Here is a 20,360-nt window from a genome sequence, read left to right on the forward strand (position 1 = left end):
GGTATCCTGCGCGCCGTTCTGCCGCCTGGCCCCCCATGTCTGTCTCCTATCCCCCGCGCCAGCAGTGGCTCGGCAATATCCGTGGCGACCTGCTTTCCGGCACCGTGGTCGCCTTGGCGCTGATTCCTGAAGCCATTGCCTTCTCGATCATTGCCGGCGTGGACCCCAAGGTGGGTCTGTATGCGTCGTTCTGCATCGCCGTGGTCACCGCCATCGCAGGCGGCCGGCCGGGCATGATCTCGGCGGCCACCGGCGCAATGGCGCTGGTGATGGTGGACCTGGTGAAGGACCACGGCCTGCAGTACCTGCTGGCCGCGACGATCCTGGCCGGCCTGCTGCAGATCATCGCCGGCGCACTGAAGCTGGGCGCGCTGATGCGGTTCGTGTCGCGTTCGGTGATCACCGGCTTCGTCAACGCACTGGCCATCCTGATTTTCCTGGCACAGATGCCCGAGCTGATCGGGCGCTCGTGGCAGGTGTGGGCGGTGTGCGCGGCGGGGCTGGCCATCATCTACCTGCTGCCGCGGTTGACCCGCGCAGTGCCGTCGCCGCTGGTGGCCATCGTGGTGCTGACCGCGCTGTCGATCGGGCTGCACTGGGAAGTGCGGACCGTGGGCGACATGGGCGCACTGCCCGACAGCCTGCCCACGTTCCTGTTCCCCGATGTGCCGATGACGTGGGACACGCTGGCGCTGCTGCTGCCGGTCTCGGCAACCCTCGCGGTGGTGGGCCTGCTGGAGTCGATGATGACCGCGCAGATCGTCGAGGACATGACCGACACCCCGAGCCAGCGCAACCGTGAGTGCGCGGGCCAGGGCCTGGCCAACATCACCGCTGGCCTGTTCGGCGGCATGGGTGGCTGCGCGATGATCGGGCAGTCGGTCATCAATGTGTCCTCCGGCGGGCGTGGCCGGTTGTCCTGCCTGGTGGCAGGCGTGCTGCTGTTGCTGCTGGTGGTGTACGGCCACGAATGGGTGCGGCAGATTCCCATGGCCGCGTTGGTGGCGGTGATGATCATGGTCAGCATCGGGACCTTCCACTGGCGTTCCTTTGCCGAGTTCCGCGTGCACCCCATGAGCTCCTCGGTGGTGATGGTGGCCACCGTCGTGGTGACCGTGGCCACCCACGACCTGGCCAAGGGCGTGCTGACCGGAGTGCTGCTGTCGGCGTTGTTCTTCGCGCGCAAGGTGGGTCGGCTGCTGGTCGTCACCGACCACACCGATGCCGACGGAGTCCGTACTTACACGGCGACCGGGCAGGTGTTCTTCGCTTCGGCGGGGCAGTTCGGCGAGAGCTTTGATTACCAGGAAGTGCCGGCGCGGGTACGGATCGACCTCAGCCAGGCGCACTTCTGGGACCTGAGTGCGGTTGGCGCACTGGACAGGGTTACCCTCAAACTGCGCGGGCATGGGGCGCAGGTCGAGGTGATCGGACTCAATGCCGCCAGCCAGACGTTGGTGGAGCGGCTGGGTGGCCGTACGCCTCACTGAACCCGGTCAGGATCCGGCGCTCAACATCTCCAGCACAGGGCCGCTACCAGCGTATGACCCGACCTGCATGTGCGTTGCACCGTGCCGGGCGGGCCGCAATGGACTGCGTGACGTAGTAGCGGTGCCCTCGGGCGCGCGCTGTTCTGTACTCCTGCCCGGAACACTCCCCATGTCCACGTCCCGCCCGTCCGCTTCCAAGCGCCCCGGCAGCATCGCCAACCGGCTGATGCTGGGAACCGCGCTGATCGCCATGCTCTGCTTCGGCGTGACCGCCGCCCTCAGTTACCGCGAAGCCAGCCAGGCGCTGCTCGAATCCTCGCGGCGGACCATGGAAAGCCAGGCCGAGGCCGAATCGCGCCGGGTCGGTGCCGACCTGGCCGCCGCGTTTTCCACCAGCCAGGCACTGGCCGACAGCCTGGTGGTGCAGCACCGCGCTGCCACCCTGTCGCGCGCGACCGCCGCGCAGGTGCTGCACCAGCAGCTGCAGTCGCACCCGGAATGGGTGGGCCTGGGCACGCTGTGGGAACCGCAGGCCTTCGATGGCAGGGATGCCGAGTTCGTCGGTGCCGAAGCCCACGATGCCACCGGCCGCTTCATGAGCTACTGGGCCTGGCAGGACGGCGCCCCGGTGCAGGATGTACTCAAGGGCTATGACGTCCCCGGCGATGGTGACTGGTACCTGCGCCCGCGTGAGCTCAAGCGGCAGGCCGTGAGCGAGCCGTACCGTTATGAGATCGGTGGCAGGCAGGTGCTGATGACCACGTTGTCGACCCCGGTGCTCGACAACGGCCAGTTCCTGGGCGCGGTCACCGTGGACTTCGGCCTGGCCGCGCTGCAGGAGCGTCTGGCGGCGCTGCGCCCGATGGGGCAGGGCCACGTCGAACTGATCTCGCCTGGCGGCATCGTGCTGGCCGCGCAGGATGCCAAGCAGATCGGCCAGCGCCGCGACGATGCCGTCACTGCGCAGGTCCTTGCAGCCGTGGCGCGTGACCAGCGCTTCGAGGCGTTCACTCCGGATGCCGCAGGCAACGTGAAAGCGTATGTGCCGCTGCGCATCGGTGGCAGCCAAGAGCGGTTCGCGCTGGGCGTGATCGTGCCGTATGCGCTGATCACCGAACAGGCGCGCTCGCTGCTGTGGATCATCCTCGGCGTTGGCCTGGGCGCGGCGCTGGTGCTCAGCGCCAGCGTGTACGTGCTGCTGCGCCGCCAGGCGATCCGCCCGCTTGCCGATGCCGTGCGGCTCTCGGCGGACGTGGCCGAAGGCCGCCTGGACACGCCGCTGCCGCCCCCACGCGACGACGAGGTTGGCCGCCTGCTGGAATCCATGCAGCGCATGCGCGGCCAGCTGCGTGCGGTGATGGCCGCGCAGGGCGAGATGGCGCAGCGCCATGAAGCCGGCGAACTCGGCTACCGGATGGATGCGCAGGCCTTCCCGGGCGCGTACGGACGCATGGTCGAAGACACCAACCAGCTGGTGGGCGCCAACATTGCCGTCACCCGTCGCCTGGTCGAGGTGATGCAGCGCTATGCGGTGGGCGATCTGTCGCAGGACATGGACCGCCTGCCCGGCGACCAGGCCGTGTTCACCGATGCAATGGACACCACCAAGGCCAACCTGCGCGCGATCAATACCCAGATCCGCGATCTGGCCGGTGCCGCCGCGCGCGGCGACTTCAGCCAGCGCGGCGATGGGGTGCGCTTCGACCACGACTTCCGCGCCATGGTCGAAAACCTCAACACCATGATGCAGGTGAGCGACGACAACCTGCAGCAGATCTCCGCGCTGCTGCGCGCGATCGCCGCCGGCGACCTCACCGCACGCATGCACGGCCAGTTCCACGGCGTGTTCGCGCAGATGCGCGACGATGCCGATACCACCGTGACCCAGCTGACCGACATCGTCGGTCGTATCCAGCAGGCGACCGACAGCATCAACCTGGCGGCGGGCGAAATCGCCTCGGGCAACAGCGATCTGTCGCGCCGTACCGAACAGCAGGCCGCGAGCCTGGAGGAAACCGCCGCGTCGATGGAGGAACTGACCTCCACCGTGCGCCAGAACGCCGACCACGCCGTACAGGCCAACCAGCTGGCGGCCGGTGCTGCCAACGTGGCCGAACAGGGCGGGCAGGTGGTGGGCCAGGTGGTGACCACCATGGCCGGAATCGAGGCCGCGTCCAAGCGCATCGCCGAGATCATCTCGGTGATCGATGGGATCGCCTTCCAGACCAACATCCTGGCGCTCAACGCCGCCGTGGAAGCGGCGCGCGCCGGTGAGCAGGGCCGCGGCTTTGCGGTGGTGGCCTCCGAAGTGCGCGCGCTGGCGCAGCGCTCGGCCGGTGCGGCCAAGGAGATCAAGCAGTTGATCGACGATTCGGTGGAGCAGGTCGCCGAAGGCTCGGCGCTGGTGCAGACCGCCGGGCGCACCATGGAAGAGATCGTTACCGGCGTGCGCCGGGTCAACGACATCATGGCCGAGATTTCCGCCGCCTCGAAGGAGCAGTCCGCCGGCATCGAGCAGGTCAACCAGACCATCACCCAGATGGACGAAACCACCCAGCAGAATGCGGCGCTGGTGGAAGAAGCCACCGCGGCGGCGCGGGCGATGGAAGAGCAGGCCCAGCACCTGGGCAAGGCCGTGGCGATCTTCCGCACCGGCGCGGCTGCGCCGGCCGCAGCGCCTGCGGCACCGCGCAAGGCCGTCGGCCAGAAGCGGGCCCCGATGCGTGCAGCAGCGGCAGCGGTCGAGACCGAATGGGAAACCTTCTGAGCAACAAAAAGCCCGGTCAATCGACCGGGCTTTTCAGGTGAGGCGAGCTGCGGGGGTTTACCAGCGCATGCCCTGGAAGGGATTCCAGCTGGTGTCGCCCTTCACCTTTTCCAGGTAGTAGTTGTAGTTGGTGGTGAGCGCAATGAACAGCGACCACGCAATCGCGATGCCACGGCCGATCGGGTCGGGCAGGAATGCCAGCACCACGCCGAGCACCAGGGTCAGGCCCAGGATCGTCAGGGCCTTGCGCCACATGCCCAGGATGAAGAGGTAGATGCAGCCGAAGAACAGGGCGAAGAAGTTGAAGTTGACCTTGACCTTCTGCCCGAACGGCAGCGCCTTGTAGGCGGCCTTGAAGGCCGGCGAGTTTGGCGCCCCGTGGGCATTGAAGAAGTCGAACCGGAACTGCCACTTGGGGCTGAAGGATGACGCGATGTTGGAATCCATATCCACTTTATGATGTTGAAAACGGTTACATGATAGTCGCTGACTATTGAAAAGCGCCAGTTTTCGGGCGCGCGGCAGTGCTGACGCATTCCGGCGTGGGCGACGTCACACATTCGTCCACAAATTCATATAGGGTTCGCATTCCTCGCGGCATGGGTGCCGCGCGGGTGTATTGGAAGCGATCGAGAGTCAGACCATGTCGAGTGTTGTGATGTCCCCTGAGCGTCCTGAAGCCGGCCCGCGCATCCTGCCGTGCCCGGTTGCCACCCAGGCGCAGCATCTGCTGGCACAGCTGCAGTTTTCCCATGTCGGTTCGCGCGCGCTGGCGCGCCTGCCGGTGGAGAGCGATGTGGCCGTGGACGCCACCCCGGCCTGAAGCGGGTTCATGCCCCCCGGTTGAGCGCCGGTCTGCGCAGTTCCAAGCCGGGTGCGTCTGTCCCCGGCCTTCCTGCCCAGGCTGCCCTGAGGCGCCTTCTGCCAGGGGTTACCCTACGCCCTGAATAGGGAAAGTCTTACGGCACAAGGCCTGCGGCCGTTTGTCGCAATCCGCCCGTTCGAGGGCTTGCGCAAGTTTGCTGAATGGGGAGAAATACCCCGAAAGCCCCTTCGCGCGCGGCTTACATTTGGCCCCCTATGCTGGGCCGCATTTTTCGCCTCAGTGCCGTTGGAGAGTTCGTGGGTTCCGGTAGTCACAGACATCAGCAGGGCGCCGGCCACGGCCACGCCGCTGCAGGACAGGGCAGCACTGGCGGGAAGCGCACGCAGGGTAGCCGCGCATGAGTGTGCAGACCGTCAACGCCGTGATCGATGCCGGCCGCCCGGTGCTGCCCGTCGAAAGCCCGATGGGCATGCCCGAACAGACCTTTACCCAAGGCCGCCTGCTGACGCCGCGCCAGCGCACCGCGCCGCGCATGATTGCGCTGCGTCGCTTCTACATCTTCGGCGGCACGGCGGCCATGACCGTGGCCGCCACCCACATGATGTGGAAGGTGCTGGCTACCAATGGCGTCACCGTATTGGAAGGCTGCCTGCTGGTGCTGTTCGTGGCGCTGTTCGCCTGGATCGCGCTGTCCTTTGCCGGTGCCCTGGCCGGGTTCCTCACCGCCGTGTTCGACCGTGGCTACAAGCTGGGCATCGACCCGGACCAGCCCCTGCCGCAGGTGCATACCCGCACCGCGCTGCTGATGCCGACCTACAACGAAGATCCGCGCCGCCTGCTGGCCGGCCTGCAGGCCATCTATGAGTCGGTGGCCGATACCGGGCAACTGGAGCAGTTCGATTTCTTCGTGCTCAGCGATACCCGGCGCGAGGACATCGGTGCGGCCGAGGAGCAGGCGTTCGCCGAGCTGTGCGACGCGGTCGGTGGGCATGATCGCCTGTTCTACCGGCGCCGTGGTGACAACAGCGGCCGCAAGGCCGGCAACATCGCCGACTGGGTGCGCCGTTTTGGCGGCGGTTACCCGCAGATGCTGATCCTGGACGCCGACAGCCTGATGACCGGCGACACCATCGTGCGGCTGGTGGCGGGCATGGAGCACAACCCGGACGTGGGCCTGATCCAGACCCTGCCGGCGGTGATCGGTGGGCGTACCCTGTTCGCGCGCATGCAGCAGTTTGGCGGGCGCGTGTACGGCCCGGTGATCGGGCGGGGCGTGGCATGGTGGCACGGCGCGGAAAGCAATTACTGGGGCCATAACGCGGTGATCCGTACCGAGGCCTTTGCCGAGAACGCCGGCCTGCCGCCGTTGCCGGGCCGGCAGCCGTTTGGTGGCCACGTACTGAGCCACGATTTCGTCGAGGCGGCGTTGATGCGTCGCGGTGGCTGGGCCACCCATATGGTGCCCTACCTCAAGGGCAGCTATGAAGAAGGTCCGCCGACCCTGACCGACATGCTGGTGCGCGACCGCCGCTGGTGCCAGGGCAACCTGCAGCACGCCAAGGTGGTGGGTTCGCGTGGCCTGCACTGGGTCAGCCGCATGCACATGATGATCGGCATCGGCCATTACTTCACCGCGCCGATGTGGGCGATGCTGATGCTGATCGGCATTGCCATCCCGCTGTTCCAGGGCGGTATCGATTTCAGCGAAGTGCTGCACATGTCGCCGGGCCTGTACTGGCGCCAGCAGGATGAAACCCAGGTGATCCGCATGTTCGCCATCACCATGGCGGTGCTGTTGCTGCCCAAGGTGCTGGGCTACATCGCGATGTTGATCGACCCGGCCGAGCGCCGCGGTTGCGGCGGGGGCATCCGCGCATTCGTGTCGATGCTGCTGGAAACCGTGCTGGCCGCGCTGATGGCGCCGGTGGTGATGTACGTGCAGTCGCGCGGCGTGGCCGAAGTGCTGGCCGGCAAGGATTCGGGCTGGGATGCACAGCAGCGCGATGACGGCGGCATTTCCTGGCCGGCGCTGATCAAGGGCTACGGTGGCCTGAGCGTGTTCGGGTTGTTCATGGGCATGCTGGCCTATGCGGTGTCGCCGGCGCTGGCCGCCTGGATGGCGCCGGTGGTGGTGGGCATGGTGCTGGCCATTCCGGTGGTCGCGTTGACTTCCGGGCGCCGCGCCGGCGACCTGCTGCACCGCCTGCGCCTGATGGAAATCCCGGAAGAGACCACCCCGCCGACCATCCTGCAGCGCGCCGCCGAACTGCGCCGTGCTGCTGCCCAACGCGCCGGCCACTGACATCTGGCCCCATAATGCGGCCAGAACGTACTGGAGCCGCACGATGTCGCAAGCGCTGGAAACCGTAGTCAACGAAACCGCCGCCAACCCGCAATGGTCCGTGCTCTGGCTGCACGGCCTGGGCGCGGATGGCCATGATTTCGCCCCGATCGTGCCCGAGCTGCTGCGTCCGCACTGGCCGGCGATCCGCTTCGTGTTTCCGCATGCCCCGATGCAGCCGATCACCATCAACAACGGCGTGCCCATGCGCGCCTGGTATGACATCGTCAGCATGGACTTCCGCTCGCGCGCCGATGCCGCCGGTGTGGATGCCTCGGTACGGGCGCTGGATGCCCTGATCGATGCCGAGGTAGCGCGCGGCATTCCCGTCGAGCGCATCCTGCTCGCCGGCTTCTCGCAGGGCGGGGCGATCATCCTCAGCGCCGCATTGCGCTCGACCCGGCCCATCGCCGGTCTGATCGCGCTGTCCACCTACCTGCCGGATCCGGAAGCGGCCATCAAGGCCGCCATTGCCGATGGCGCCCGGCCGCCGGTGTTCATGGCCCATGGCGCGCAGGATCCGGTGATCCCGCAGGTGATCGCTGCCGACACCGCCCAGCGGCTCACGGCAGCCGGCTTCCCGCTGGAGTGGCATTCCTATTCCATGGCCCACCAGGTCTGCGCCGAAGAACTGCAGGCGCTGGGCGACTGGCTGGACGCACGCTTCGCCGCCGCCTGAGCCATGAACGATCCGCGCCAGCAGCTGTGGTTGCCCGAGCTGTGCCGCCTGCCGCGGCTGGGCGCGATGCTCGGCCTGGCAGAGCTGGTGGTGGTGGTGGTAGCGCTGTCGCCCGACGGCAGCCGGCAATGGAGCGTGCCGGATTTCCTGTCGGCCAGCGGCCTGGCGTTGTGGCTGGCATTGGCGGTCACGGTGAGTCTGTGCGCGGCGCGGGCGACCTTGTCGCGGCTCCCGGAAACGTTGGGTTCGGCGCTGGCAGTAGCCATGGCCGCCCTGATCGCTGCCGCCTGCACGGGCATCGTGCACGCGCTGTATGCGGTGCTGGATGCGCGCGGTTTCGCCGGGGATGTCGGCTTCTGGCGGTTCACCCTGGGCTGCGCCACGGTCACCGCGCTGATCGTGGCACTGGCGTTGCGCTACTTCTACGTCAGCGATCGCTGGAGCGCGCAGACCGTGGCCAACGCACGCGCGCAGGCCGATGCGCTGCAGGCGCGGATCCGCCCGCATTTTCTGTTCAACAGCATGAATCTCATCGCCAGCCTGGTGCGGCGTGATCCGGAAGTGGCCGAGCGCGCGGTGCTGGATCTGTCCGACCTGTTCCGTGCCGCGCTGGGGGCGGGCGAGGGCGACTCCACCCTGCAGGCCGAGTGCGAACTGGCCGAAGCCTACCTGTCGATCGAATCGCTGCGGCTGGGGGAGCGCCTGCAGGTGGAATGGCAACGCGCAGACGGCTTGCCCTGGACCCTGCCGATGCCGCGCCTGGTGCTGCAGCCGCTGGTGGAAAACGCGGTGCTGCATGGCATTTCGCGGCTGCCGGCTGGCGGCACCATCGTCATTGCGCTGTCCTTCGAAGGGGCGCAGCTGCACATCCGCATCCAGAACCCCGCGCCCGATCCGGACGTGCGTGCGCTGCCGCTGATGCAGGGCGCCGGGCACGCGCAGCGCAACATCGCGCATCGCCTGGCCTGGCGGTTCGGCCCGGCTGCACGGATGACGGGGGCATGGAACGACGGCTACTATGCCTGCGACATCTTCGTGCCTGTTCAGTGAGGAAGCCTGCTTGAGAGTTGTCATCGCCGACGACGAGCCGCTCGCCCGCGAGCGCCTGCGCAGCCTGCTGGCCGAACAGCCCGGGGTCGAGGTGGTGGCCGAAGCCGAGAATGGCGAGCAGGCGCTGCATGCCTGCGCGGAGCTGCAGCCGGACCTGGTGCTGCTGGATATCGCCATGCCCGGGCTGGACGGCCTGGAGGCCGCCCGTCACCTGGCCACCTTCGATCCGCGCCCGGCGGTGGTGTTCTGCACCGCCTACGATGCGCACGCGCTGTCCGCATTCGAAGCGGCTGCCATCGATTACCTGATGAAGCCGGTACGCAGTGAACGCCTGGTTGCCGCGCTGGAACGCGCCCGGACGTTCCTGGCCGGCCGCAACGGGCAGCCCAGCGCGCCCAGCCAGCAGGCACGCACGCTGTTGTGCGCGCGCCTGCGCGGCAGCCTGCGGCTGATCCCGATCGACGACATCCACTACATGCAGGCCGAGGAAAAGTACGTGGTGGTGCACCATGCGCGCGGCGAGGACCTCATCGAGGAGTCGCTGAAGTCGCTGGAAGAGGAATTTGCCAGCCGTTTCGTGCGCATCCACCGCAACTGCCTGGTGGCCCGCCACGAACTGGTGGAGCTGCGACGAAATGGCGCAGGCCAGGTCCAGGCCGTGCTGCGCCATGGCAAGGCCCCGCTGGAGGTCAGCCGGCGCTGCGTGGCGAGCCTGAAGCAGGACCTCAAGCACCTGTAACCGGCGATAATGGGCGCATGACCAGCCTGCGCATCGCCACCCGAAAGAGCCCGCTTGCCCTGTGGCAGAGCGAACACGTTGCCGACCGCCTGCGCCAGGCCCACCCCGGGCTGGACGTGGTGCTGGTGCCGATGAGCACCCGCGGCGACGAGGTGCTGGACCGCTCGCTGGCCGCGATCGGCGGCAAGGGCCTGTTCCTGAAGGAGCTGGAGCTGGCCATGCTGCGGGGCGATGCGGACTGCGCCGTGCACTCGCTCAAGGACGTGCCGATGGAACTGGACGCACCGTTCGCGCTGCCGGCGATGCTGGCCCGGCACGACCCGGCCGACGGGTTCATTTCCAACCTGTACGCCTCGGTGGACGCGCTGCCGATCGGCGCGCGCGTGGGCACCTCCTCGCTGCGCCGCCAGGCCCAGCTGCGCGCGCTGCGCCCGGACCTGGAACTGCTGGACCTGCGCGGCAACGTCAACACGCGCCTGGCCAAGCTCGACAACGGCGGCTACGACGCCATCGTGCTGGCCGTGGCGGGCCTGGAACGGCTGGGGCTGGGCGCGCGCATCGTGGCGCGGCTCGCTGCACCGGACTGGTTGCCGGCGCCGGCGCAGGGCGCGGTCACGGTGGAATGCAACGGCGACGATGCGCGGGTGATGGCACTGTTCGCCGCGCTCGACGATGCACGTACGCGCGCCTGCGTGGAAGCCGAGCGCGCCATGAACCGCGCGCTGCACGGCAGCTGCCACGTGCCGGTGGCCGGCTACGCGCAGTGGGAGGGCGACGATCTGTTCCTGCAGGGCCTGGTCGGCGGCGTGGCCGACGGGCGGCTGATCCGCGCCGAAGCGCGGGGCCCGGGCAACGACCCGGATGCGCTCGGAAAGGCGGTGGCCCAGGGCCTGCTGGACGGCGGCGCCGGCGAGTTGATCGCCGTCTGACAGGGCGTACCGACCAACGGTCGGTACCTACCGTGCGTTGCGGGTAGGTGCCGACCGTTGGTCGGCACGTCGCGCTGGAATCACTTGAATTTGTAGACCACGTTCATCGTGGTCAGGGTATCGGTCTTGCGCTTGTCCTCGGCTACGTCGCTGTTGTAACGCGCCTGCCAGGCGGCCTTCAGGGCCAGGTGCTCGTTCATGCTCACCGACACGCCGAAATCGTTCTGGCCGAAGGTGTTGTACGAGCCCGATTCCACCAGCAGGGTGTTGATCAGGTCGGTATTGGGGGTCAGCGAATACTTCACGTCGAACAGCCCGCGGCCGATCAGGCCGGTACGGGTTTCATCGTCTTCGGTGTTGTGCGTGCGGCGCACACCGGGGCCGATCTGCGCGTCCATGTAGAAACGGTCGCCTTCCACCAGCCGGGTGCCGTAACCGAGACCGAATGAACTCTGGCGGTCGTAGGTAGCGAAATCGTCGCGCTCATAACGCACCGTGGCGGTGATCTGGCGGTGCTCGCCCAGCTGCAGCGCGCTGCCGGCGCTGCCGGTGTAGCGGTTGGCGGTGGTGTTGCTGCGCTTGGTGACGGTGCCATCGTCGGCGGTTTCGGTGTATTCCGAACGCGAGCGCAGGCCGAACAGGTCCATGCTGTGCACCCAGTCGTCATCGGTATAGCGCAGGCGCAGGCGGCCGTTGGCGCTTTCGGTGTTGCTGTTGCCCCGTGCGGAGGCAAAGCCGAGTTCGCCGCCGCTGCCGCTCCATGGCGAGGTCATCGCGGCCAGGTCGGTGGTGTCCTGGGCAAAGGCGGCCGGGGCACTGAGCAGCAGGGAAGCAAGCAACGTCACGCGCAGGGACATCAACGATTCTCCGGATCAACAGGGGGGAGGAGCAACGCGTGATGATACTGGATGCCTTCACGCCGTTTTTCCTTTTCCCGCCCGTGCTTTAGGAGAGGTTTGGACTTGTCGCCTGTTCAGGGCACTGCGATCTGCAGTGTGGGGTCGTCGAAACGGCTGTACTCCACCGTGACCTTGAAGGCTTTGCCCTGGGTCTGGCCCTGGCGTTCGATCCGCACCGGAAGGCCGGCCGCGTTGATCCAGTACAGCATGCCGTCCGGTGCGGCGCTGGCATGGCGCACGCGGTAGCGGCGGGCGGGCTGCCCGTCCACGCGTTCCTCGCCCAGCGCTTCAACCTGCAGTTCGGCGGCGGTGGCGTCAGCCGGCAACGGACTGCGCCATTGCGCCAGCAGGCCCGGCGGCACCGGCACCTGGCGGGCTTCGCCGGCGCGCTGCAGGAAGAACGTGTCGCCGATGATGGTCTGCACGCCCTCGTCGGTCTGCAGGCGGTAGCGGTCCGGCGCCACGAATTCCATGCTGGCGTCCAGCGTTCGCGGCCCCTGCATGTGCAGGCTGGCGTGGAAGCTGCGCAGCTGCCCGAAGCGCTGGCTGGCGGCCAGTACCGCCTGCGCGGGATCGCTGGCGACCGGCACCGGCGGCGTGGCGGCTGCAGGCGCGGCGGGCGCGGCGGGCGCGGCGGGCGCAGGTGCCTGCCCGCAGGCAGACAGCAGCAGGGACAGCACGGCAACGGCAGGCAGCAGGCGCATGGCGGGGTTCGGGCGGGCAGGGGGCCCCACGATAGCCGAAGTTCGGATCCGGGCCGCCACAACGGCGGCGACTCGGACATAATCGGGTCATGGACCGATATGAACGCATCAACGCCCTGCATCGTCTGCTGAAGTCCGCCCGCTATCCGGTCACGGTGGCGACCCTGCAGGAAAAACTGGCGTGTTCGCGCGCCACCGTCTATCGCGACCTGGCCTTCCTGCGCGATGCGCTGATGGCGCCGGTCGAGGGCGATGGCGAGGCCGGCTTCCGCTACCAGGACAACGAGAGCGAGCGGTTCGAGCTGCCCGGCCTATGGCTCAGCTCCGAAGAACTGCACGCCCTGCTGGCCTCCCAGCACCTGCTGGCGCGTACCGGCGGTGGCGTGTTGTCGTCGGTGCTGGCACCGCTGCAGCAGCGCATCGAAGGGTTGCTGGCCGCGCAGGCCGGCGTGTCGACCTGGCCGGTGGACCGGGTGCGGGTCATTCCGCACCGCGGCCGCAAGTTCGATGAAGCCAGCTTCCGCGCCGTGGCCTCGGCCGTGCTGGAGCGCAGGCAGCTGGCGTTCGAGTACCGGGCCCGTTCCACCGACGAGGCGACCAAGCGCACCGTGTCGCCGCAGCGCATGACCCACTATCGCGACAACTGGTACCTGGACGCCTGGGACCACGGCCGCGAGGGCCTGCGCAGCTTCGCCGTGGACCGCATCTACAAGGCCCGCGTGGTCGACACGGTTGCGCGCGACGTGGACGACACCGAGCTGGACGAGCAGTTGGGTGCCAGCTACGGCATCTTCTCCGGCCCGCCCAAGGGCTGGGCCACCATCGTCTTCAGTGCCAAGGCCGCGCGCTGGGTGGCCGACGAGCATTGGCATTCCAAGCAGCAGGGCCGGTTCCTGGCCGACGGCCGCTATGAGCTCAAGGTGCCCTACAGCGTTTCGCGTGAGCTGCTGATGGACGTGCTGCACTACGGTTCGGATGCGGAAATCATCGAGCCGACCGTGCTGCGCGAGCAGGCCAAGGCGCTGCTGATGATGGCGCTAAGCAATTACGAATAGCGGTCATGCCCCCCGGTCATATGGCCGGGATACCCCGCTGGCCGGGGCTTGCGGTATGGTTGGCTGCTACGCAGCCCCCCGGATTCCGTCCCCATGAAAAAGACCCTGTTGCTCCCGTTGCTGGCCGTCACGCTGGCCTTGGCCGCCTGCGGCAAGCCTGCCGCCGATTCCAGCAAACTGGTCGTTGCGGCCACTGCGGTGCCGCACGCCGAGATCCTGGCGGTGGTCAAGCCGATCCTGCAGAAGGAAGGCCTGGAGCTGGACGTAAAGGTCTTCAACGACTACGTGCAGCCCAACGACCAGCTGGTGCAGAAGCAGGTGGACGTGAACTACTTCCAGACCGAACCCTACCTGGACGCCTACAACCGCGACCGCAAGACCGACCTGACCAAGGTGATCGGCGTGCACATCGAGCCGTTCGGCGCCTACTCGCGCCGCGTCAAGTCGCTGGCCGATCTGCCGGTGGGTGCCGACGTGGTGATTCCCAACGACCCGAGCAACAACAGCCGTGCGCTGATCCTGCTGCACAAGGCCGGCGTGATCACGCTCAAGGACCCGACCAACGCACTGGCCACCCAGCGCGACATCATTGCCAACCCGAAGCAGCTCAAGTTCCGCGAACTGGATTCAGCGATGCTGCCGCGCGTGCTCGACCAGGTGGACCTGGCCCTGATCAACACCAACTACGCGCTGGACGCGGGCCTCAACCCGACCCAGGACGCGCTCGCGATTGAAAGCAAGGATTCGCCGTACGTGAACTTCCTGGTCGCCCGCCCGGACAACAAGGACGACCCGCGCGTGCAGCAGCTGGCCAAGGCGCTGACCAGCCCGGAAGTAAAGGCCTTCATCGCCGAGAAGTACAAAGGCGCGGTGCTGCCGGCGTTCTGATCGGGGAAGAGCCGACCAACGGTCGGCTCCTACCGCGGGGGGCGGAAGCCCATCGTCGCTTCCACCGCCTGGAGCCACCCGGCATACAGCGCTTCGCGCCGGTCAACCGCCATCTGCGGCACGAACCGGCGATCCACTGCCCACTGCTCGGCAATCTCGGCGCGGCTGCTCCAGAACCCGGTCGCCAGGCCGGCCAGGTAGGCCGCGCCCAGCGCGGTTGTCTCGGCCACCTGCGGGCGCAGCACGGGTACGCCCAGCAGGTCGCTCTGGAACTGCGCCATGAAGTCATTGGCGATCGCGCCCCCATCGGCGCGCAGTTCCTTCAGGTCAATGCCCGCATCGGCCTGCATCGCGGCCAGCACGTCGCGGGTCTGGTACGCCATTGATTCCACCGCCGCGCGGATGAAGTGTTCCTTGGTGGTGCCCCGGCTCAGGCCGAACACCGCCCCGCGCACATCGCTGCGCCAGTACGGCGCGCCCAGGCCGACGAAGGCCGGCACCATGTACACCCCGCCGTTGTCGGCCGCGCGTTCGGCATAGGCCTGGCAGTCGCTGGACTTGCCGAACATGCGCAGCCCGTCGCGCAGCCACTGCACCACCGATCCGGCCACGAAGATCGAGCCTTCCAGGGCGTACTCCACCTGCCCATCGATGCCCCAGGCCAGCGTGGTAAGCAGGCCGTTGCTGGAGGCCACCGCGCGGATGCCGGTATGCATCAGCATGAAACAGCCGGTGCCATAGGTGTTTTTGACCATGCCAGGTTCGAAGCAGGCCTGGCCGAACAGCGCGGCCTGCTGGTCGCCCGCGATGCCGGCGATTGGAATGTGCTGGTCGAAGAAGAACTGCGAACGGGTGGTGCCATACACCTCGCTGGAGCTGCGCACCTCGGGCAGCATCGCGCGCGGGATGTCCAGCAGCGCCAGCAACCCGTCATCCCAGGCCAGGGTGTGGATGTTGAACAGCAGCGTGCGGGCCGCGTTGCTGTAGTCGGTGACGTGCACCGCGCCGCCGGTGAGGTTCCACACCAGCCAGCTGTCGATGGTGCCGAACAGCAGCTCGCCGCGCTCGGCGCGGGCCTGCGCGCCTTCCACGTGGTCAAGGATCCAGCGGATCTTGGTCGCCGAAAAGTAGGCATCCACCAGCAGCCCGGTGCGTGCGCGGATCAGCGGCTCGTGGCCTTCTGCCTTGAGGCGTTCGCAGATGTCGTTGCTCTGTCGGGACTGCCAGACGATCGCATTGTGGATGGGCTGGCCGGTGGCCTTGTCCCACACCACAGTCGTTTCGCGCTGGTTGGTGATGCCGATCGCCGCGATCTGGCGCGGGTCGATCTGCTCGCGATTGAGCAGTTCGGTCAGGGTGGTATAGACACTGGTCAGGATCTCGCGCGGATCGTGTTCAACCCAGCCCGGCTGCGGGAAGATCTGCCCGAACTCGCGCTGCGCCACCCCGGCGACGTGCCCGGCGCGGTCGAACAGCATTGCGCGCGAGCTGGTGGTGCCCTGGTCGATGGCGAGTACGTAGCGTTTGTCCATGGGGGATCCTGGGGTGCGGCCGGCACGATGCACTGGCGATGGTAAGCGGGACATCCAGCATGTCATCCATGGGCTTCCCCCTCGCTATGGTGAGCAGTATCGACGTCGCCGCCGCAAGGAAGAATGAAAGCGGCAGCGCCCCACCGTTGGTCGCGCGACCGGTAAAAAGGGCAATGCCAGAAACGACAACGGGCCCGCGAGGGGCCCGTTGCCTTGCTACGTGTAGCGGAAGCGCTTAGAAGCGCGCGCCGATACCAAAGCCCACGGTCCACGGATCCAGCTTGGCTTCGTCGCCGGTGCTGCGGCCGTTGACGGTCAGGTCCGGGCGCGAATGCATGTAGCGGGCATCGGCACGGGCGAACCAGGTGCTGTTGATGTTCATGTCCACGCCGACGGTACCGATGGCGCCCTTGGCGGTTTCCAGCCCGATATGGCCGGCGTCGCTGGCCAGCTTCTCGTTGCTGAAGTTCGACTCGTAGTAACCCACGCCCACGAACGGACGGAACACGTTGTCGGCCTGGCCGAAGTGGTACTGGCCGCTCAGCGCGATCGGCTGCTGCTCAACCGTGCCCAGCTTGGCATTGTTGGCGCCGCGCACGCGGTGGTCGAACTTGTCAGCTGCGCCCCACAGTTCCACGGCCCAGTTGTCGTTGATGTAGTAGCTGAAGCTCAGCGTCGGCGCCGGGCCGCCATCGACCTTGTCGATGCCTTCCAGCGGATCATTCTTGGGCTGCAGCAGTGCAACGCCGCCGACAACGGCGAAATGCTTGCCCGACGCGGTGTCGGTGGTGCTGTCCTGCGCGAAGGCGGCAGGTGCGAAGGCAAGGGCAGCCAGGGTAGCCAGGGTCAGGGTGCGGATGGAGCGCATGGGGGAATCTCCTCAGGTATTTTTTTGTTCTTGGGCCCCCGTTGCATCGGGGCGAGGCAAACGTAGTCCCCGCAACATGAATCGAATCCGACGCACGTTAAAATTTAGTTTGTTCTGTTCAGCCAGCAGCGCGAAATCGTTGCGCTGGCGCGCGATCATGCAATGCGCGACATTCATGCATCTGGAGACACTGTGACGAATCCAACGCTGTGCATCGGCCTGCCTGCGCAGGTTTCGGCAGGTTGCCGCGTGCTGGTGCTGGGATCGATGCCGGGCGTGGCATCGCTGCATGCAGCGCAGTATTACGCGCATCCGCGCAACCGATTCTGGCCGTTGATGTCGGCGCTGACCGGGATCAACGCGGGCCTTTCCTACGTTGATCGCCTGCAGGCGTTGCAATCGGCGGGCGTAGGGCTGTGGGATGTGATCGGGCAGTGCGAGCGGCGTGGCAGCCTGGACGCGGCGATCGTGCGCGGCAGCGAAGTGCCCAACGCCGTGGCCGATCTGGTTGGCCAATTGCCGGCCCTCGCGGCGGTCGCCTGCAATGGCGCCACTGCACACGCCGCCTTCGTGCGTTACATCCTGCCGGTGCTGGGCGAACGTGCGGCGTCCCTGTCGGTGTGGTCGCTGCCCTCGACCAGCCCGGCGAATGCGGCATGGCCGCTCCCGCGCCTGCAGGTGGCGTGGCAGCCCGTCGCCGATGTCCTGGCCGGCTGAGCCGGACCGCAGCGGGACAATACGGTACCGACTGGAACACCCGCCGCAGCAGCGCCCATCCCTGCTGCAACAGGCTGTCCCGGGACAGAGCGAGTGAAAATTGCCCAAGCTGGTTGGCGCTGACGCCTCATGCCCCCACAATAGGCGATTCCCTACACCAGATTGCCGGAGTTATCCCCATGGCCGAAATCAAGGAAGCACTTGTCCCCGATATCGGTGACTACAGCGATATCCCGGTAATCGAGGTGCTTGTCGCCGTTGGTGACACCGTCAAGAAGGACCAGGGGCTGGTCACGCTCGAGTCGGACAAGGCCACGATGGAAGTGCCGTCCTCGGTCGCCGGCGTGGTCAAGGAAATCAAGGTCAAGGTCGGCGACAACCTGTCCGAGGGCAAGGTCGTGGCGCTGATCGAAGTGGCTGACGCGGCCGCTGCGGCGGCTGCGCCGGCACCCGCTGCCGCCCCGGCCAAGGCCGCTGCTGCTGCCGCCCCGGCCCCGGCCACCCAGAGCGCGCCCGCCGCTGCACCGGCTGCTGCCGGCGGTGGCCCGGTGGAAGCGCTGGTGCCGGACATCGGCGATTACACCGACATCCCGGTGATCGAAGTGCTGGTCGCCGTCGGCGATACCGTCAAGAAGGACCAAGGCCTGGTCACGCTCGAGTCGGACAAGGCCACGATGGAAGTGCCGTCGTCGGTTGCCGGCGTGGTCAAGGAAATCAAGGTCAAGGTCGGCGACACCCTGTCGCAGGGCAAGGTTGTCGCCATCATCGAAGCCGAGGGCGCTGCCGCCCCGGCGCCGAGCCAGGCCGCCGCTGCCACTGCCCCGGCCGCCGCCGAAACCGGCACCAAGGTGGAACCGGTCGCCGTGCCGGCCCAGCCGGACAAGCTGGCGGCGCGCGAAATCGCCAGCGCCCCCTCGGCCGGTGCCCCGAGCAGCCCGCCGGTGCAGTTCAACGCCGACAGCGTGCTGCCGTCCAAGGTGCCCTACGCCACCCCGGCGGTGCGCGTGTTCGCCCGCGAGCTGGGCGTGGACCTCAACCAGCTGACCGGCACTGAAAAGGGCGGCCGCATCACCAAGGCCGACGTGCAGAAGTTCGTCAAGTCGGCGCTGACCGGCGCTGGCGCCGCCGTTGCCGGTGGCACGGTCGCCGCCGGTGGCGGGCTCAACCTGCTGCCGTGGCCGAAGGTCGATTTCAGCAAGTTCGGTGAAGTCGAGACCCAGCCGCTGTCGCGCATCAAGAAGATCTCCGGCGCCAACCTGGCGCGCAACTGGGCCATGATTCCGCACGTCACCCAGTTCGAGCAGGCCGACATCACCGACCTGGAAGGCCTGCGCGTGGCGCTGAACAAGGAAAACGAGAAGGCCGGCATCAAGCTGACCATGCTCGCCTTCCTGATCAAGGCCAGCGCCGCGGCGCTGAAGCAGTTCCCGGAATTCAACGCATCGCTGGATGCGGCCGGTGAAAACCTGACGCTGAAGAAGTACTTCAACATCGGCTTCGCCGCCGACACCCCGAACGGCCTGGTCGTTCCGGTGATCCGTGATGTCGACAAGAAGGGCGTGGTGCAGATCGCGCAGGAAACCGGCGAGCTGGCCAAAAAGGCGCGCGACGGCAAGCTGGGCCCGGCCGACATGAGCGGCGGCTGCTTCTCGATCAGCTCGCTGGGCGGCATCGGCGGCACCGCGTTCACCCCGATCGTCAATGCACCGGAAGTGGCCATTCTGGGCGTGTCCAAGTCCTCCATCCAGCCGGTCTGGAACGGCAAGGAATTCGCTCCGAAGCTGATGCTGCCGCTGTCGCTGAGCTACGACCACCGTGTCATCGATGGTGCGCTGGCCGCGCGCTTCACCACGTACCTGTCGCAGGTGCTGGCCGACATGCGGCGCGTGCTGCTGTGAGGCAGCGCCTGGCGGGCGTTGCGGTGATCTTGGCCGCGCTGGTCGTTGCGCCCGGCGCGTCCGCCGCGTGCACGACCGATATCGGCCGCGGCTGGCCGCCGGCGGTGGGCAACTACGGCCAGGCCGTGGAAACCCTGTTCAATGGCAATGCACAGCCCGCGCTGGCGCTGACCATCCTGCCCAAGGGCGGGGTGGAAACCGGCGTGGCGCTGCTGCCCGGCAGCCAGGACCAGGCGTGGACCCTGCGCTACAGCGAGGCCGACAAGCGCGTGTACAACTGGAACAACAGTGCACGCGGTGGTGGCGTGGAGCTGCGCGTGGACCAGGAACCGGACCAGTACCAGGTCGCCATCCCCGCCGCGCTGGCCCAGCGCCTGGTGCGCAGCTGGCAGGCCGCGCTGGATTCGGGTGTGCCGGCAGGGCGCAAGGCGCCGGTGACCGACGGTGAGGTGCTGTCCTTCCAGGTGGCTGGCGAGCGCTACAGCGGCCCGCGCTGGGAGTGCGGCGCCGGCAAACTGATGATGAAACAGGTGGCGCTGCTGATCGAAGCCAGCGACACCAAGGAAAAGAAGCTCGACCGTCGCTGGCAGGATCTGGACGAGTCGCTCGACGAACTGCAGCAACTGCTCGCCGGCAACGCCGGCTGAGACCCAGGAGAAGACGAATGGCCGCTATTGAAATCAAGGTTCCCGACATCGGCGATTACAGCGCGGTGCCGGTGATCGAACTGCTGGTCGCCGTGGGCGACACGGTGAAGAAGGACCAGGGCCTGGTCACGCTGGAATCGGACAAGGCCACCCTGGAAGTGCCGTCTTCGGCTGCCGGCGTGGTCAAGGAAATCAAGGTCAAGCTCGGCGATACGCTGTCCGAGGGCGATGTGGTGGTGGTGCTGGACGCCGAAGGCGCCGCTGCCGCCCCGGCCGCGCCTGCGGCGGAAGCGCCCAAGGCCGCCGCCCCGGCCAGCAAGCCGCCGGTGAA

General features: G+C 67.4%; 19 protein-coding genes. 14 read left to right on the top strand and 5 right to left on the bottom strand.

Annotated features, from left to right (window positions below; translation table 11 throughout):
* Window positions 1-35: 35 nt before the first annotated feature.
* Both ACQG3P_RS12295 and ACQG3P_RS12300 read left to right on the top strand, forming a co-directional pair.
* Window positions 36-1,490, top strand: a complete 1,455-nt coding sequence (locus ACQG3P_RS12295) for a SulP family inorganic anion transporter (RefSeq protein ID WP_426805210.1) — start codon at window positions 36-38, stop codon at window positions 1,488-1,490.
* A gap of 169 nt (window positions 1,491-1,659) precedes the next feature.
* Window positions 1,660-4,257, top strand: coding sequence for a methyl-accepting chemotaxis protein (locus ACQG3P_RS12300; RefSeq protein ID WP_426805211.1), 2,598 nt, complete (start codon window positions 1,660-1,662; stop codon window positions 4,255-4,257).
* A 57-nt stretch (window positions 4,258-4,314) separates the two neighbouring features.
* Here ACQG3P_RS12300 and ACQG3P_RS12305 read toward each other — a convergent pair whose 3' ends face one another.
* Entirely contained in the window at window positions 4,315-4,704 is a 390-nt protein-coding gene (locus ACQG3P_RS12305) for a DUF2628 domain-containing protein (protein WP_068854119.1), read from the bottom strand.
* A gap of 196 nt (window positions 4,705-4,900) precedes the next feature.
* Here ACQG3P_RS12305 and ACQG3P_RS12310 point away from each other — a divergent pair, with 196 nt between their 5' ends.
* The 6 genes from ACQG3P_RS12310 to hemC all read left to right on the top strand — a co-directional run bounded on the left by ACQG3P_RS12310 (window position 4,901) and on the right by hemC (window position 10,821).
* Entirely contained in the window at window positions 4,901-5,080 is a 180-nt protein-coding gene (locus tag ACQG3P_RS12310) for a hypothetical protein (RefSeq protein WP_426805212.1), read from the top strand.
* 400 nt (window positions 5,081-5,480) lie between these two features.
* Window positions 5,481-7,385: a glucans biosynthesis glucosyltransferase MdoH gene (gene mdoH, locus ACQG3P_RS12315; RefSeq protein ID WP_426805213.1), complete on the top strand. Its 1,905-nt coding sequence runs from the start codon at window positions 5,481-5,483 to the stop codon at window positions 7,383-7,385.
* A gap of 43 nt (window positions 7,386-7,428) precedes the next feature.
* Window positions 7,429-8,103, top strand: a complete 675-nt coding sequence (locus ACQG3P_RS12320) for an alpha/beta hydrolase (RefSeq protein ID WP_426805214.1) — start codon at window positions 7,429-7,431, stop codon at window positions 8,101-8,103.
* A gap of 3 nt (window positions 8,104-8,106) precedes the next feature.
* On the top strand, window positions 8,107-9,153 hold the full coding sequence (locus tag ACQG3P_RS12325) for a sensor histidine kinase (protein WP_426805215.1): 1,047 nt from the start codon (window positions 8,107-8,109) through the stop codon (window positions 9,151-9,153).
* Complete coding sequence (locus tag ACQG3P_RS12330) at window positions 9,122-9,892, top strand: LytR/AlgR family response regulator transcription factor (RefSeq protein WP_176472593.1); 771 nt, start codon at window positions 9,122-9,124, stop codon at window positions 9,890-9,892. Before ACQG3P_RS12325 ends, ACQG3P_RS12330 begins: the two co-directional genes overlap by 32 nt.
* Window positions 9,893-9,909: 17 nt before the next feature.
* Window positions 9,910-10,821, top strand: a complete 912-nt coding sequence (gene hemC / locus ACQG3P_RS12335; protein ID WP_426805216.1) for a hydroxymethylbilane synthase — start codon at window positions 9,910-9,912, stop codon at window positions 10,819-10,821.
* Between the two features lie 80 nt (window positions 10,822-10,901).
* Here hemC and ACQG3P_RS12340 read toward each other — a convergent pair whose 3' ends face one another.
* Window positions 10,902-11,678: a DUF481 domain-containing protein gene (locus ACQG3P_RS12340; protein WP_068854114.1), complete on the bottom strand. Its 777-nt coding sequence runs from the start codon at window positions 11,676-11,678 to the stop codon at window positions 10,902-10,904.
* A 116-nt stretch (window positions 11,679-11,794) separates the two neighbouring features.
* Window positions 11,795-12,424 carry a hypothetical protein gene (locus ACQG3P_RS12345; protein WP_426805217.1) on the bottom strand — a complete coding sequence of 210 codons (630 nt, stop codon included), beginning with the start codon at window positions 12,422-12,424 and terminating at the stop codon, window positions 11,795-11,797.
* A gap of 89 nt (window positions 12,425-12,513) precedes the next feature.
* Between ACQG3P_RS12345 and ACQG3P_RS12350 the strand changes: the two genes are divergently transcribed.
* Together ACQG3P_RS12350 and ACQG3P_RS12355 are read left to right on the top strand one after the other, a co-directional pair.
* Window positions 12,514-13,479 (top strand): helix-turn-helix transcriptional regulator, encoded by a 966-nt coding sequence (locus ACQG3P_RS12350; protein ID WP_068854112.1) that lies wholly within the window; start codon window positions 12,514-12,516, stop codon window positions 13,477-13,479.
* Window positions 13,480-13,572: 93 nt separating this feature from the next.
* Window positions 13,573-14,367 (top strand): MetQ/NlpA family ABC transporter substrate-binding protein, encoded by a 795-nt coding sequence (locus ACQG3P_RS12355; protein WP_184125734.1) that lies wholly within the window; start codon window positions 13,573-13,575, stop codon window positions 14,365-14,367.
* 29 nt (window positions 14,368-14,396) lie between these two features.
* Here the strand turns inward: ACQG3P_RS12355 and glpK are convergent, their stop codons facing one another.
* Both glpK and ACQG3P_RS12365 read right to left on the bottom strand, forming a co-directional pair.
* Window positions 14,397-15,899: a glycerol kinase GlpK gene (gene glpK / locus ACQG3P_RS12360; RefSeq protein ID WP_426805218.1), complete on the bottom strand. Its 1,503-nt coding sequence runs from the start codon at window positions 15,897-15,899 to the stop codon at window positions 14,397-14,399.
* Between the two features lie 235 nt (window positions 15,900-16,134).
* On the bottom strand, window positions 16,135-16,767 hold the full coding sequence (locus ACQG3P_RS12365; RefSeq protein WP_426805219.1) for an OmpW/AlkL family protein: 633 nt from the start codon (window positions 16,765-16,767) through the stop codon (window positions 16,135-16,137).
* Between the two features lie 162 nt (window positions 16,768-16,929).
* Between ACQG3P_RS12365 and ACQG3P_RS12370 the strand changes: the two genes are divergently transcribed.
* From ACQG3P_RS12370 to ACQG3P_RS12385, 4 genes are all read left to right on the top strand, one after another.
* Window positions 16,930-17,484: a DNA-deoxyinosine glycosylase gene (locus tag ACQG3P_RS12370; RefSeq protein ID WP_426805220.1), complete on the top strand. Its 555-nt coding sequence runs from the start codon at window positions 16,930-16,932 to the stop codon at window positions 17,482-17,484.
* A gap of 179 nt (window positions 17,485-17,663) precedes the next feature.
* Window positions 17,664-19,382, top strand: a complete 1,719-nt coding sequence (gene aceF / locus ACQG3P_RS12375; protein ID WP_426805221.1) for a dihydrolipoyllysine-residue acetyltransferase — start codon at window positions 17,664-17,666, stop codon at window positions 19,380-19,382.
* Complete coding sequence (locus tag ACQG3P_RS12380; RefSeq protein WP_426805222.1) at window positions 19,379-20,029, top strand: hypothetical protein; 651 nt, start codon at window positions 19,379-19,381, stop codon at window positions 20,027-20,029. The genes aceF and ACQG3P_RS12380 overlap by 4 nt, the downstream gene beginning before the upstream one ends.
* 17 nt (window positions 20,030-20,046) lie before the next feature.
* A partial coding sequence (locus ACQG3P_RS12385; RefSeq protein WP_426805223.1) for a biotin/lipoyl-containing protein occupies window positions 20,047-20,360 on the top strand: 314 nt, incomplete at its 3' end.

It is taken from the genome of Stenotrophomonas sp. SrG (assembly GCF_050031795.1).
Taxonomy (GTDB): Bacteria; Pseudomonadota; Gammaproteobacteria; order Xanthomonadales; family Xanthomonadaceae; genus Stenotrophomonas; species Stenotrophomonas rhizophila_A.